Here is a 13430-nt window from a genome sequence, read left to right on the forward strand (position 1 = left end):
TCTAAAAGCAGCGCACGTCGGCTTCCGACTGCGCGCGCTTCAATTCGGTACGGGCTGCCTTCGCCGGTGCGCTTTCGCGAAACAGCCCCGCGCTTTCGCCTGTGGTCAAAGACATGCTCTTGAAAGTCTCGGCTCTCTCATAGTGGTCGTAGGGAAGGATCGAGGCGATGACGTCGATCGAGCAGGAACAGCTTTCCAGCGCCTGACGTGTCTGGCCGTTCGTCTGCATGCAGCCGAGCACGTAGTCGGCGATCGTTGCTGTCGGGTAATCACCCGCGGCGCCCGCCGGGTTTGCGAAGGCCAGCGGCCCGGCAAGGAGCAGCGGCAAAGTCGAAAATCCAACATATCTGATCACGGGAAAACCTCCGGTTAGCCTAGGCGCGATGCGCCCAGTCGGGATCACCGTGGCAGTTGGCAACGTGCAGCAGAGTCAGTCAAGCGCCCATGGCTTCCGTATGCGACCAAAGGAGGAATGCGGGGCTTGTCGACCGTGGTTCCGCATGGCGGCTCCGTGGCCTGCTCCACGCCCCGACTCCAACGATCATCTCATGCTTGGCCCACTATCGATTCCCAATGGAGCACGCGCATGACCATGCCGAGACATCGAAGCGAATACCTCCAAATAAAATCAAAGCTTAGGCGAAATGTAAAAATCAACAAATAACTAAATTTTATGTGCCCCATCGTTATTTCGCGGTCATAAATACTTTATCTAACAAATACCGTCCTGCTTATTTTCTTATATTGCACCGCATCATTTACGATATTGCAGTGCAAAAACACCAGCAGGCTTTTTTGCTTGCCTAGCCTTTTACGATGACATAGCCTCACCCTGTTTCCGGCTTCAAGGGCGTCACCGTCATTAGGGAGCGGCGACAGTCTTTCGTAGGCCAAGGTGAGGTGGGCAGTAACGGTGCCCTCTGCACATCTGGCTTAGGTCGTGACACGCTGCCGGAAATATTTCCCCCCCGTGAATCGCTTGGGCAAGCCCTTGTGGGCTCAGCAAATGATTCATCACTATGAACCTCGGGAGGAATTCGGATGCGTGTACTTACGAAAGCTACCTATATTCTAACCACTGCGGCGTTTCTGTCGCTCGGCGCGGCCTATACGGCGTCGGCTAACGAGGACCTTGCAAAGCTGGCTTCGGATTCGAAGAACTGGGCAATGCAGACGGGTGACTACGCCAACACCCGCTATTCCAAACTCAACCAGATTACTGCGGACAATGTGAAGAACCTGCAGGTCAAGTGGACCTTTTCCACCGGCGTGCTACGAGGCCACGAGGGTGGACCGCTTATCATCGGCGATGTGATGTATGTCCACACGCCTTTCCCGAACAATGTCTTTGCGCTCGATCTCAAGAATGACGGGAAGATCCTTTGGAAGTACGAACCCAAGCAGGATCCCAACGTCATTCCGATCATGTGTTGCGATACGGTCAACCGTGGCGTTGCCTATGGTGACGGCAAGATCATTCTCAATCAGGCCGACACCACAGTCGTCGCCCTCGACGCGAAGACTGGCAAGGTCGTCTGGTCGGTCAAGAACGGCGACCAGACCGATGGCGGCAAAGGCGAATCTGGTACGGCTGCCCCCGTCGTCGTCAAGGACAAGGTGCTCATCGGCGTCTCCGGCGCCGAATTCGGCGTTCGCGGCTGGCTGGCCGCCTACAATCTGAAAGATGGCAAACTCGCCTGGAAAGCCTATTCGGAAGGTCCGGACGCAGACACCCTGATCGATCCCGAGAAGACCACGCAACTCGGCAAGCCGGTTGGCAAGGATTCCGGCACGAACACCTGGGAAGGCGAGCAGTGGAAGACCGGCGGCGGCACGACATGGGGATGGTATTCCTATGATCCCAAGCTGAACCTGGTCTATTATGGCACCGGCAATCCCTCGACGTGGAACCCGGTCCAACGCCCCGGCGACAATCGCTGGTCGATGACGATCATGGCCCGCGATGCGGATACTGGTGTTGCCAAATGGCTCTACCAGATGACCCCGCATGACGAATGGGACTATGACGGCATCAACGAGATGATCCTCGTCGATGGCATGGAGGTCAACGGCGCCAAGCACGACGTGCTGGTGCATTTCGATCGCAATGGTTTTGCCTACACTATGGATCGCGCCACCGGCGACCTTCTCGTCGCCAAGAAATACGATCCGGCCGTGAACTGGGCGACCGAAGTCGTCATGGACCCCAAGAGCGAGCAGTATGGTCGCCCGCAGGTCGTGGCGAAATATTCGACCCAGCAGAACGGCGAAGACACCAACTCGACGGGCATCTGCCCGGCGGCGCTTGGAACGAAGGACCAGCAGCCGGCGGCCTATTCGCCGAAGACCGGGCTGTTCTATGTCCCGACCAACCATGTCTGCATGGACTATGAGCCTTACAAGGTGAGCTACACCGCCGGTCAGCCTTATGTTGGCGCCACCGTGTCGATGTATCCCGCACCTGGCGGCGACGGCAACATGGGCAACTTCATTGCCTGGGATGCGGCCAAGGGCGAGATCGTCTGGTCGAAGCCCGAGCAGTTCTCGGTGTGGTCGGGCGCGTTGGCGACAGATGGCGACGTCGTCTTCTACGGTACACTCGAAGGCTACATCAAGGCGGTCGATAAGGACGGCAAGGAACTCTACAAGTTCAAGACCCCGTCCGGCATCATCGGCAACATCACGACCTACGAGCAGGGCGGCAAGCAGTATATCGCCGTTCTGTCGGGCGTCGGTGGATGGGCTGGTATCGGCCTGGCAGGCGGCCTGCTTTCGCCTGACAACGCCGCTGCCTGGCATGGCGCCGTCGATCAGGGCCGCGCGCAAGGCGACCAAGCCGCTGTCGTTGGTACAGCTGGCCTGGGTGCCGTCGGCGGCTACGCGGCACTTGCCGACTACACGACGCTGGGCGGTCAGCTCACCGTCTTCGGTCTCCCGGATTGATGCGCTGGGAACCTTGAGCATGCCTCAGGTCTTGTGAGACCAAAGGCTTGAAGAACGAGAGCCCGGACATCCGGAAGCCATGGCCGGGCTCTCGATTCGGTTACGCACCCAAAAACACCGATCAATGCCGGTCGCGACAGCAAAACCGTGTCCATTGGCAAATGAAGGAAGCGTTTGAATGTCCGTTCGCATTGTAATTTCGGCTTTCGTGCTGGCTCTGCTGCCTCTGGCAAGCTCGAGCCTCGCCCGGGCCGACGACAGCATGGAAAAAGCCAAGGCGGTAAAGGAAGAAGGCGGCAAGTATTTGGATGCGGATGGAAATCCGACCTACAAGATCGAAAACGGAACCGTCGATTGGTACACGTTCAGCGGCTACCGCCGGTATCATTCCGATTGCCATGTCTGCCACGGACAGGACGCGACAGGTTCGAGCTATGCGCCGGCTTTGGTCAACAGCCTGAAAACCATGGATTACGCCACATTCCTCTCGATCGTCGCCGAAGGCCGCAAGAATGTCGGCGGCGGCAAGGAAAACGTCATGCCTGCCTTTGGCGACAACAAGAACGTCTATTGCTACCTGGACGATCTCTACGTCTATCTGCGCGCGCGCGCGGATGGCGCGGCGCCCCGCGGAAGGCCGCCCAAGCACGAAGACAAGGCCCAGGCGGCGAAGGATGCCGAAGCATCCTGCATGGGTGGATGACATGATCGGCCGCGATGCATTGAAGCTGCGCGTCGTTCTGCCGATCCTCGGCACGCTCGCCTTGCTGCCGTCGAACGCGCATGCGCAAAGCGCCGGCCTTGGCGCGGCGGGAGAACTGGTCGACCCTGACATTCTGCGCGTCTGCGCCGATCCCTCGAATATGCCCTTCACCGACAAGAGCGGCGAAGGCTTCGAAAACAAGCTGGCCGAACTGGTTGCCGCGAAAACCGGGCGCAAGTCCGTCTCCTACACCTGGTTTCCCACGATCACCGGCTTCGTGCGCAATACGTTGGGGGCCAACCGATGCGACATCATCATGGGCTATGCCCAAGGCGATGAGCTGGTGCAGAACACCAACGCCTACTATCGCTCCGCCTATGTGCTGGTGCATCCGAAAAGCCACGATATGGAAGGCGTGGAAACGATCGAGGATCCCAGACTCACAGGCAAAACGATCGGCGTCGTTGAAAGCACGCCGCCAACCGCCAACATGGCCGCCAACAAGCTTCTGCGGACCGCCAAGATCTATCCGCTTGCGGTGGATACGCGCGTCACCCCATCAATGGGGGAGGTCATGATCAAGGACATGCTGGCACACAAGATCGATGCGGCGGTGCTGTGGGGACCGATGGCAGGTTACTACGCCAAGGAACTCGGAGCTGATGTGACGATCGTTCCACTGGTGAAGGAAAAAACCGGCTCGCGCATGTCTTACCGCATCACCATGGGCGTACGTCCGTCGGACCAGGAATGGAAGCGGACGCTCAACCGGGTGATCAGGGAAAACCAGGCGGAGATCACCAGGATCCTGCTGAGCTACAACGTGCCGCTGATCGACGAACACGACAACCTGATTACCCAATGAATGGAAGGGAGACTATTTTCGTGCTGGTCGCCGCGAGCCTTCTGGGTCTGGCCGAGCCGACATGGGCTGGCGACATCGCCGAACCCAGCGGTTTCCGGATGGACGACTATCGGGCGCCGGTGCCGCGGACGCTGCAAGGCGCGAGGGTGGTGACGACGATGGAAGCGGAAGCGCTGTGGCGAGCGAAAAAGGCGATCTTCTTCGACGTGATGCCGGACACGCCCAAACCGGCCAATTTGCCGGCAGGGACGATATGGAGAGACAAGGTCAGAAAGGACATTCCAGGCAGCATATGGCTGGCCAATGTGGGATACGGCGCTATTTCGCAGGAGACCGCCAGCTATTTTCGCCAAGGCCTCGCGGCCAAGGCCGGGACGGACAAGTCGCGCACGGTTCTGTTCTACTGCATGACGAATTGCTGGATGTCGTGGAATGCGGCGAAACGGGCCGTCCAGTGGGGCTACAGTTCAGTGATCTGGTATCCGCTCGGCGCCGATGGATGGGAAGATGCAAACCTTCCACTGGAGGAGAAAAAACCCTACGCAACGAACAATTGAAGGAAGGACTGCAATTATTCTCGATAGTTTGTTTTCAATTTTTCAAAACCTATTGTTTCATTTGTCCATTTTGAAACTTGATGGACGAGCCATTGCGTCGGTGCCCTGCAATGGTTGGCTAACGACAGGATCGGTCCCTTCGGGCTGGTATAACAGGAGAAATGTCATGAAGAAGAACTGGAAAAAACCGACCATGTGTCAGGTTGCCGCTGGCTTCGAAATTTCACGGTATCTGCCTGCTGAAATTACTCCCAAGAAGTAGGCCGCAGAGGTGCGCGTCCCTGGCGACAGGGGCGCGCATCCCCTCCCCGCATGGGATTTTCGTGAAAGATTTTGACGCACGCAAAGCGCGCGGAGTGTTGTTTGTGACAGCAAATTGCCTGCAGGTCAGAGAAGCCGGCGCGCGGGCATTTTCATGCATTTGAGGATAATCGGATCGGCGGCGGGCGGCGGCTTTCCGCAATGGAACTGCAACTACCGTCTCAGTCGTGCGGCTCGCAACGGCATGGCAAGCGTGCATCCACGAACCCAGTCAAGTGTCGCCGCCTCGGCGGACGGGTTGGGCTGGGTTCTTTTCAATGCCTCGCCCGACATTCGCCAGCAAATCGCTGCAACACCTGAATTGCAACCTGCGGGCGATGCGCCGCTGCGCTCGACACCTATTCGCGCTGTGGTGCTGACCAATGCCGACGTCGATCATATCGCCGGACTGCTCAGCCTGCGCGAGCGGCAGCCTTTCGCCATCTATGCAACGGCGCAGGTTCTGGCGACGCTGGAGGCGAATTCGATTTTCAACGTTCTCGATCCAGCGCTTGTGCCGCGGCGCATCCTGCCGCCGGCGAAAGAGTTGGCCATCTGCGACGCAGAAGGCCGCGATACCGGCGTAATGATCGAGCCCTTTGCCGTGCCCGGGAAGATAGCACTCTATCTGGAGGATAGAGACCATCCGGATGCCAATTTCAGCTCCGACGCAGGTGACACGATCGGAGTCCGAATTGCCGGCATCGGCAGCCGCGGCTCCGTCTTCTATATCCCAGGCTGCGCGCGCATCGATGCGCGGCTACGCGCGCGTCTCACCGATGCCGCCTGTCTTTTGTTCGACGGCACGGTCTACACCGACGACGAGATGATCGTCGCCGGCGTCGGTCAGAAAACCGGCGCGCGCATGGGGCATCTGGCGATCTCGGGAGAATTGGGTTCGATTGCAGGCTTGGCCGATGTGAAGGTCGGCCGTCGCGTCTTCGTCCACATCAACAACACCAACCCCATCCTAGACGAGAATTCCGCCGAGCACGCGGCGGTCAAGGCGGCAGGCTGGGAAATCGCAAACGACGGTATGGAGATGGAATTTTGAGCGACTTCCGCGATGCAGCCAAAGGCGGACTCTCCACGAGCGCTCTCGAAGCCGTATTGAGGCAGGTTGGCGCCGAGCGCTATCACAATCGTCATCCCTTTCACCACAGGATGACCAGCGGCGCGTTGTCGAAGGCCGAGATGAAGGCTTGGGCGCTGAACCGCTATTGCTATCAGGCTGTCATCCCACGCAAGGATGCCATGATACTCGTACATGCCGAGGATCCAGCGTTTCGTGCCGCGTGGCGCAAGCGGATCGAGGATCATGACGGCGAGGACGGCTGGAGCGGCGGCATCGCGCGCTGGCTGCATCTGGCAACTTCGCTCGGCCTGGACGCCGAGGCCGTGAAGAGCGAAAGGCTGGCACTGCCGGCGACACGCTTCGCGGTGGGCGCTTACCTTTCCTTTTGCACAAACCGGACGCTGTTCGAGGCGGTCGCGTCCTCGCTGACCGAGATGTTCTCGCCACTCATCATCGGCGAGCGAGTGCCGGCAATGCTGGCCAAATACGACTACATCACCGAGGATACGCTTGCCTATTTCAAGCAACGGCCCGAACAGGCCTCGCGTGACGCCGACTTCGCCCTTGCCTACGTGCTCAGCCACGCCGATACGGCGGAGCGCCAGCAGCAGGCAATCGATGCACTGGTGTTCAAATGCGATATACTCTGGGCCATGCTTGACGCGCTTCAACACGCCTATGGCGAGCGGGGAAACATACCGCCCGGCGCCTTCCAGCCCGAGGCAGCCCTATGACGGCGCTGCGCGAAAGAGCTGTGGTGTCGTTGCGATCGGTACCTTCGCTGCCGAAGCACGTGCGCATACAATACGATCCCTTGCGGCAGGCATTCGCCGTGCTTTCACCGGAAAAGATATTCTGGCCGAACGATGTCAGTCTCGACATATTGCGACGCTGCGATGGACGGTCCACGGTCGGCGACATCATTGCCGGCCTTGCCGCCGATTATGAGGCCGAACAGGAGGCCGTGGCGACCGACGTCATCGCCTTCCTGCAGGAATGGTCGGACAAGCTGCTGGTGAGGCTATGAGCACGCCCCTCCTCCCTCCAATCGGCATGCTGGCGGAACTGACGCATCGCTGCCCGCTGCAATGCCCTTATTGCTCCAATCCGCTCGAACTGCTCAAGGCCAATCGCGAACTCGACACAGAGACCTGGCTCGCCCTGTTCTCGGAGGCCGCCGATCTCGGAGTGCTCCAGGTGCATCTGTCCGGTGGCGAGCCGACACTGCGCCGCGACCTCGAGCAATTGATCGCCGGGCTTGCGGGGCGCGGCGTCTACACCAATCTGATTACCGCGGGCGTTGGCATCGTCGAGGGCCGTGTCGAGGCATTTGCCGAAGCCGGTCTAGACCATCTGCAACTGAGCTTTCAGGGCGCGCGGCCGGCGACCACGGATCGCATCGGCAACCACAAGGGCGCCCACGAAAAGAAGCTGGAGACGGCACGCCGCGCGCGCGCGGCCGGTCTGCCTCTTACCATCAACGCGCCGATCCATCGCCATAACATCGAGGAGGTGCCGGAATTCATCGATCTCGCCCTTTCGTTGGGCGCGGAGAGGCTCGAGATCGCCAATGTGCAATATGCCGGCTGGGCGTTGACCAATCGCGATCAACTGATGCCGGAGCGTGAAGCGGTCGATAGGCAGGCGGAGATCGTCGCGGAGGCACAGGAGCGGTTGGCCGGCATCATCAACATCGATTTTGTGACGCCGGACTATTTCGCGATCTATCCCAAGCCGTGCATGGGCGGCTGGGCGCGGGACGCCTTCATGGTGACGCCTGACGGCACCGTACTGCCCTGCCATGCCGCACAGACGATCCCGTCGCTCAGCTTCGAGCGTTTCGAACCACGCAGGCTGTCCTCGATCTGGGCCGATTCGCCGGCGTTCAATGCTTTTCGCGGTACGGACTGGATGCAGGAGCCATGCCGCGGCTGTGAGCGGCGCGAGATCGACTGGGGCGGCTGCCGCTGCCAGGCGATGGCGATCGCCGGCGATGCCGCTGCAACGGACCCGGCTTGCGCGAAATCGCCGATCCATGCTCGCATGGCAATGCTGATCGACGAAGCCAGGCGCATTGCCACAGTTCCTTCGAGAGAAGAAGCATTCGTCTACCGGCGGATCGGTGCGGTGACCGAATCCGCCTGACCTGGCGAGAAAGCGCTTCTCACCCCCTCGGCAAGCCGCGTAGCGTCTGCTCGTCAAACAATGGCTCGTCCTGGCCGATGCGCACAAAAAGCAGGCTGTGCCCCTCACCCGCGGGCACCTCGAAATACTGCATGCCGTCAGGCATTTCACCCCAGTCGCCGCAGGGCGGTTCGGGAATCTCGTCGGAGCTGGCAAGTGCTTTCAGCTCTTTCGCATAGGCGGCGTCGGGGCTGAATGTGTAGCGTTTGACGCCGGCGGGTACCGTGCCCTCGGTGTAAGGCGCCAGCACACAGCGGGCGTTGACGGCCTTGTCGGTCTTTTCCAGGAACAGGCGCTGCAACGCAGCCTCGGCGGTTTCGCCAGGCTTGATGTCAAAGACCTCGACAAGAGGGTCAGCCGCGCCGCCGTCGCTGTATTTGATGACGAGCGCTTTGCCGGCGAATTCGAAATGGATCTGGCGGAAGCCGAAATCGCAGCGCTGCGTCCAGGCGGCCAGCCCGACAGTTTTGTCAGACAATTTTTCCCAGGCGCATTTGTCGATGGGCGGGCGCGACGGCGCCGGCTCGTCCGCCATGGCTGGTATCGTCGCGGATGCAAGCAGGGCACTGGCCCAGATGGTCGATCGCACGCTATTCATCGCTGCATCCTGTTAAAATGAAGGCGTCCCAGGCCGAACCGCCTGGATTGGCATTGGCGAAATCGGCTCCTTCGGTGAAAGCAACGCCGAAACCGGGCAAGAGCAGCCCTCTCGGCGCCGGTGTCGCTTCGCGCGAATTCAACTGCTCGGCGCCGCCGCCGGTCAAGGCATAGACCTGGCCCTCCCATAGCCTGCACAATCCGCTACCGTCCTGCAGGCCGCCTTCCCGGTCGTCGTCGGTGCAGGCGTGGCGAATGGTGCCGAGCGGGAAGGAATTCTTGCCGTTGGTCCAGGTGATGTCGGCGGGCAGGCTCGTGCCGGTGTTGGGCACGGCCAGCGAAAACACTTCGGCCGTCAGCGCCGCCGGCTCGTTGGCGAGCGGCCGGAATTGCACGACGGCACCCGAGCGCGGCTCCTGATAGGTGGCGTGGCTCAGGAGGCATTCTTTTGCCAAGGCCGCCTGCATCGGGCCGAGCAGGCCCAGGAGGAAGAAGGCCAGTATGCGGGTGATCATCCAATGTCTCTGGGAAAGCGTTGAGTCGGCCCGCACAGTCGCATCATCCGCGCAAAAGCATAGCAAAATCCGGAACGGCGGCGTTTGTCCGCTCCTGGACAAAACTTGTCCTCGCAAAACCGCACCAGCCTGTATGGTCGAGCGCACTGATCGAAGGAGTGGTGATGCGGCGTTTGGTGATGACGACGGCAATATCCGCATTCGCCGGTGGCTCCGCGCTGGCGGCGCCGCCTTATGTTGGGACATGGTCTAGCGACAGGCTGAACTGCCACGCGGCTCCCGACATCCAACGCGAGACTGTGTTCACAGTGGACCAGGCGTCGCTGTCGTTCCCCGATCTCGGCTGCGAGCAGGCGACATTTCGCAAAAGCTCGACCGGCTGGGTGGTGCATGCCAGCCAATGCTACGGTTCCGACCCGTCGATCGAGGAGCCGTTCGCGCGTGTCATCCATATCGTCAGGCATGGGGCCACGCTGCGGTTCACCTGGCCTGGCTTCAACAGCGGACCGCTCGTCCGCTGTTGAAGGCGTCCGGCGCCTCAGACCAGGCCGACCAGAAAGGCGGCGCCACCGAGAAAGCCTGCCGAGCAGATCCATAACAGCCAGAGCCCCCGTACCCGGCATTCCAGCACCGCCGAGCCGGGGTTGGCGGGGTCATAGTGGACGTCGACCTTGCTGCCTTCGACATACTGCCGTGCCTGGCCGCCGACGAGGCCGGACAACGAAGCCGTCACGGTTCCGCCGAAGGTCACACGATCGGCGCTGTAGCGCTGGCCGGCGACGTCATAGGAGTAGATGATGCGGGATTTGAAGACGGTGCGCCAGCGACCATAGCCTGAATGGTTTCGGAGCGCCTGCAGGCCCGAGGCATCGATGCGGCCGGCAGCGACCGGCCATTTTGCCGCCTGCGCGGCCATCGATTTCTGGACGAAGCCCATGCGCAAGGCAAACAGGCCCATGAACAGCAGCAGCGCCGCCGCGCCGAGGTTTTGCGGCTTGGGCAAATGCGGCCTGATCGCCTCCAGGACGCCGCCGACGGAAAACACCAGCACCAGCGCGCCGACCACCAGCCCGGCCGAGAGCTGGATCATGAACTTGAAGGCGCCTTCGGGCATGGTGCGCTCGATCACGGCTTTGCTCGGATCGGCCGGATTGTAGAAGACAGTCACCTCCGCGCCGCGGGGAAACTGGGCAAGGGTTTCGGTGACTTCGAAATTCCCCAAATTCTCCTTCACGCTGTAGCGCGAGCTTTGAAATTTCTTGCCGCCGACCTTGTATTCGAAGGTGATCGCCGGAAAATTGCGCATTTCGGTGGTATCAGTGCTGTCCGAACCAACGCCCGAGCTTCTGACCTCGCGTGCCTCGACGCGCGACGAGATGATCTTTCCCGGCGTCGGCAGCCAGCGGCTGAGTGCCTCCACCTCTCGCCATTTCATGAAGGTGATGAACGACAGCGCGCCCGCGACCACGCAGGCAAAGCCGACAAGCATGATCTTGAGTTCCAACTCGTCTCCCCCCAGGAGTGCAGGAACCCGCACATAGACAGCATGGCGGCGGCAATGTCTTGTATTTTCGCAAATCTGAAAAGGCTGAGCAGCGCAAACGGCAACAGCCCACGCCGCGTTATGCAGGCTTCACGGCCAGGAACGTGTTCCATTCTTCGCTATTGCGGCCGACGTTGAAATCGTCCCTGATGAGGACCAGCCCGGCGCCTTCGAGACGGGCGGCGAAGTCGTCCCTGCGCCAGTAGACCATGTGATATTCGCCTGATGTCTCGCCGTCGCCATTGCGCATCGAGACGAGGAAGGCGCCGCCCGGGCGCAGCGACCCGGCTATCTTGGCAAGCACCTGGTCGGTCTGGTCGCGAGGCACGTGGATCAGAACGCATAGGGCAAGGACCGCGTCGTAGGGGCCGCCGAGATCATCGGTGATGAGATCGAGCAACTCGCCATGCTTACCACGCGCGGCCTGCAGCTCGAGAAACCGCTTGGTCGCGTCGGTGCGCCGAACCTTGACGCCCAAATTTTCCAGAAAATCCGCATCGTATCCGGCTCCGGACCCGACTTCCAAAATCCGACCGCCTGTGCCGGCGATAGCCACCAGGCGCTTGAGCGATGCCTGCTCCCTCTCGTTGGGAACATGGCGCACGATGGCATCATATTGTTCCGCATAATCCTCGTAAGCGCTGATCGTTTGACGGCTCTGTGCCAGAGCCTCCGATGACACACCCATCTTTTCCTCCCATGCGTCCTTGTTGGTCAAAGAGCCAGACACTTTCCTCAGCGAATGCTGCCGGCGGAAGCGTGTCCATCGAGCAGTCCGATATCGCGCTTGAAATGGTCCGACAGCGCACGCTGGTCAAGCAGGCCGCGTGAGCGGGTCCTGAAGGGAGCGGCGAAGAGGTCGAGGATCGGCGGACACCCGAGAAAGCGAACGACGCCAAGCCTGATAGCTTGTCTCAGTTGGCGTCGGCTACCGTCTGCCGGCCGCCGGCCCAGGCGCGCCATTGCCGTTCGTCGCCATGGAAGACATTGAGGTCTATACGGCCAGTGACGCCGTGCGACAGGCCGGAGCCGGAATACTGCCAGAACAGCCATTTGCGGCCGGGATAGACCTTTGACGGATGCTGGGCGACCGCACGCAGCCAAAACGGATAGTCGAGGAATTCGCCCCTGAGATTGTCGCGGTAGAAATCGGGCGCGGTGTAGATGATGGGCCGCTGGCCGTAATAGCGCTCCAGCTTGTCCATGAACACCTGCATCTTTTCCAGCACCTTTTCGCGCGACGGCCGCCGCTTGCAGCTGGACTCGCCGTTCCACTCGACGTCGATCACCGGCGGCAGCGCGCCTTCGACCCTGGGCACGTTGCGGATGAACCAGTCCGCCTGCTCGCCCGCCGTGCGGCACCAGTAGAAGAAATGGTAGGCGCCGCGCTTCAAGCCGGCGGCGTCGGCGTTGCGCCAGTTTTTCATGAACATCGGATCGAGGTGGTCGCCACCGTCGGTCGCCTTGATGTAGGCGAAGTTGGCGCCCTGCGCCCGCAGCTTGTCCCAGTTGACGTTGCCTTGCCAACGCGAGACGTCGACGCCGTGCACTGCAAGGCGGCGAGGCGAACCCTTGCCGAAATTGATCGGCTTGGCGTCGCGAAAACCGTAACGGGTGAGCGGCCCGGCAAGCATGGCCGGTGCCGCGCGGGTCAATAGCTTGGGCGGCGACACCAAGGCTGCCGGCTCGACCGGCAGCCCGCCGATATCAGGCACTTGGGGATCAGGCGCATCAGGTGCGGCAAACACCCCCGTCTCTTCCTCCTCCGCCAAGCCGAACGGGCGCGTTTTTTCCCCCGGACCGTTGTCAGACATGGGAGCCAGTCCGGCCCTTGCCGCCCTGTTGCCCCTTGCCGCCGGAGCAGCGGCGATCGGTGCCGGCGGCCGGATCACGGAACTGGTGGTCTCGTTGGAGGGTTTCTGCAAATCCAGCGCATCGACGCCGGCCGTTGACGAGCAGCCGGCAAGGCATAGCGATGCTATCAAAAAACTGACGACGCCCGGAATCCGCATCTGGACCTGTACTCAAAACACAACAGACCGAGGGCGAAACGACAGCCGACGGACAAACCGGATCAGTTATGAATGAGAAATTACCAATAAAGTTTGAATCAAGTTTTTTTCGCCATACCGCATGCGGGTAAGCGCG

The 13430-nt window shown here is 60.7% G+C and carries 15 protein-coding genes; 9 read left to right on the plus strand and 6 right to left on the minus strand.

What is annotated here, in order from left to right:
* Position 1 precedes the first annotated feature (1 nt).
* Positions 2–355, minus strand: coding sequence for a hypothetical protein (locus tag AC0NIL_RS21690; RefSeq protein ID WP_127368065.1), 354 nt, complete (start codon positions 353–355; stop codon positions 2–4).
* A gap of 812 nt (positions 356–1167) precedes the next feature.
* Between AC0NIL_RS21690 and AC0NIL_RS21695 the strand changes: the two genes are divergently transcribed.
* From AC0NIL_RS21695 to pqqE, 8 genes are all read left to right on the plus strand, one after another.
* Positions 1168–2943 (plus strand): methanol/ethanol family PQQ-dependent dehydrogenase, encoded by a 1776-nt coding sequence (locus AC0NIL_RS21695; RefSeq protein ID WP_128278335.1) that lies wholly within the window; start codon positions 1168–1170, stop codon positions 2941–2943.
* Positions 2944–3121: 178 nt separating this feature from the next.
* Positions 3122–3646: a c-type cytochrome, methanol metabolism-related gene (locus AC0NIL_RS21700; RefSeq protein ID WP_013532071.1), complete on the plus strand. Its 525-nt coding sequence runs from the start codon at positions 3122–3124 to the stop codon at positions 3644–3646.
* The gene (locus AC0NIL_RS21705; protein ID WP_013532072.1) at positions 3618–4511 is read left to right on the plus strand and encodes a quinoprotein dehydrogenase-associated putative ABC transporter substrate-binding protein; all 894 of its coding nucleotides are present in this window, start codon (positions 3618–3620) and stop codon (positions 4509–4511) included. The genes AC0NIL_RS21700 and AC0NIL_RS21705 overlap by 29 nt, the downstream gene beginning before the upstream one ends.
* The gene (locus AC0NIL_RS21710; protein ID WP_473573806.1) at positions 4508–5068 is read left to right on the plus strand and encodes a PQQ-dependent catabolism-associated CXXCW motif protein; all 561 of its coding nucleotides are present in this window, start codon (positions 4508–4510) and stop codon (positions 5066–5068) included. The genes AC0NIL_RS21705 and AC0NIL_RS21710 overlap by 4 nt, the downstream gene beginning before the upstream one ends.
* 415 nt (positions 5069–5483) lie before the next feature.
* On the plus strand, positions 5484–6422 hold the full coding sequence (pqqB, locus tag AC0NIL_RS21715) for a pyrroloquinoline quinone biosynthesis protein PqqB (protein ID WP_473573807.1): 939 nt from the start codon (positions 5484–5486) through the stop codon (positions 6420–6422).
* A complete protein-coding gene (gene pqqC / locus AC0NIL_RS21720; RefSeq protein ID WP_473573808.1) occupies positions 6419–7177 on the plus strand; it encodes a pyrroloquinoline-quinone synthase PqqC in 759 nt (252 codons plus the stop codon). The genes pqqB and pqqC overlap by 4 nt, the downstream gene beginning before the upstream one ends.
* Positions 7174–7470, plus strand: a complete 297-nt coding sequence (gene pqqD / locus AC0NIL_RS21725; protein WP_024504366.1) for a pyrroloquinoline quinone biosynthesis peptide chaperone PqqD — start codon at positions 7174–7176, stop codon at positions 7468–7470. Before pqqC ends, pqqD begins: the two co-directional genes overlap by 4 nt.
* Positions 7467–8588, plus strand: coding sequence for a pyrroloquinoline quinone biosynthesis protein PqqE (pqqE, locus tag AC0NIL_RS21730; RefSeq protein WP_024504365.1), 1122 nt, complete (start codon positions 7467–7469; stop codon positions 8586–8588). Before pqqD ends, pqqE begins: the two co-directional genes overlap by 4 nt.
* A 19-nt stretch (positions 8589–8607) precedes the next feature.
* Here pqqE and AC0NIL_RS21735 read toward each other — a convergent pair whose 3' ends face one another.
* Positions 8608–9225, minus strand: a complete 618-nt coding sequence (locus AC0NIL_RS21735; RefSeq protein ID WP_473573809.1) for a hypothetical protein — start codon at positions 9223–9225, stop codon at positions 8608–8610.
* On the minus strand, positions 9218–9739 hold the full coding sequence (locus AC0NIL_RS21740) for a hypothetical protein (RefSeq protein WP_064995371.1): 522 nt from the start codon (positions 9737–9739) through the stop codon (positions 9218–9220). Before AC0NIL_RS21740 ends, AC0NIL_RS21735 begins: the two co-directional genes overlap by 8 nt.
* Positions 9740–9903: 164 nt before the next feature.
* Here AC0NIL_RS21740 and AC0NIL_RS21745 point away from each other — a divergent pair, with 164 nt between their 5' ends.
* On the plus strand, positions 9904–10263 hold the full coding sequence (locus AC0NIL_RS21745; protein ID WP_064995372.1) for a hypothetical protein: 360 nt from the start codon (positions 9904–9906) through the stop codon (positions 10261–10263).
* 14 nt (positions 10264–10277) lie between these two features.
* Here the strand turns inward: AC0NIL_RS21745 and AC0NIL_RS21750 are convergent, their stop codons facing one another.
* The 3 genes from AC0NIL_RS21750 to AC0NIL_RS21760 form a co-directional block, all read right to left on the minus strand.
* Entirely contained in the window at positions 10278–11243 is a 966-nt protein-coding gene (locus tag AC0NIL_RS21750) for a DUF3592 domain-containing protein (RefSeq protein ID WP_473573810.1), read from the minus strand.
* 118 nt (positions 11244–11361) lie between these two features.
* Entirely contained in the window at positions 11362–11970 is a 609-nt protein-coding gene (locus tag AC0NIL_RS21755; RefSeq protein WP_013532083.1) for a class I SAM-dependent DNA methyltransferase, read from the minus strand.
* Between the two features lie 226 nt (positions 11971–12196).
* Complete coding sequence (locus AC0NIL_RS21760) at positions 12197–13294, minus strand: glycoside hydrolase family 25 protein (protein ID WP_063167840.1); 1098 nt, start codon at positions 13292–13294, stop codon at positions 12197–12199.
* Between the last annotated feature and the right edge of the window lie 136 nt (positions 13295–13430).

It is taken from the genome of Mesorhizobium sp. WSM1343 (assembly GCF_055901535.1).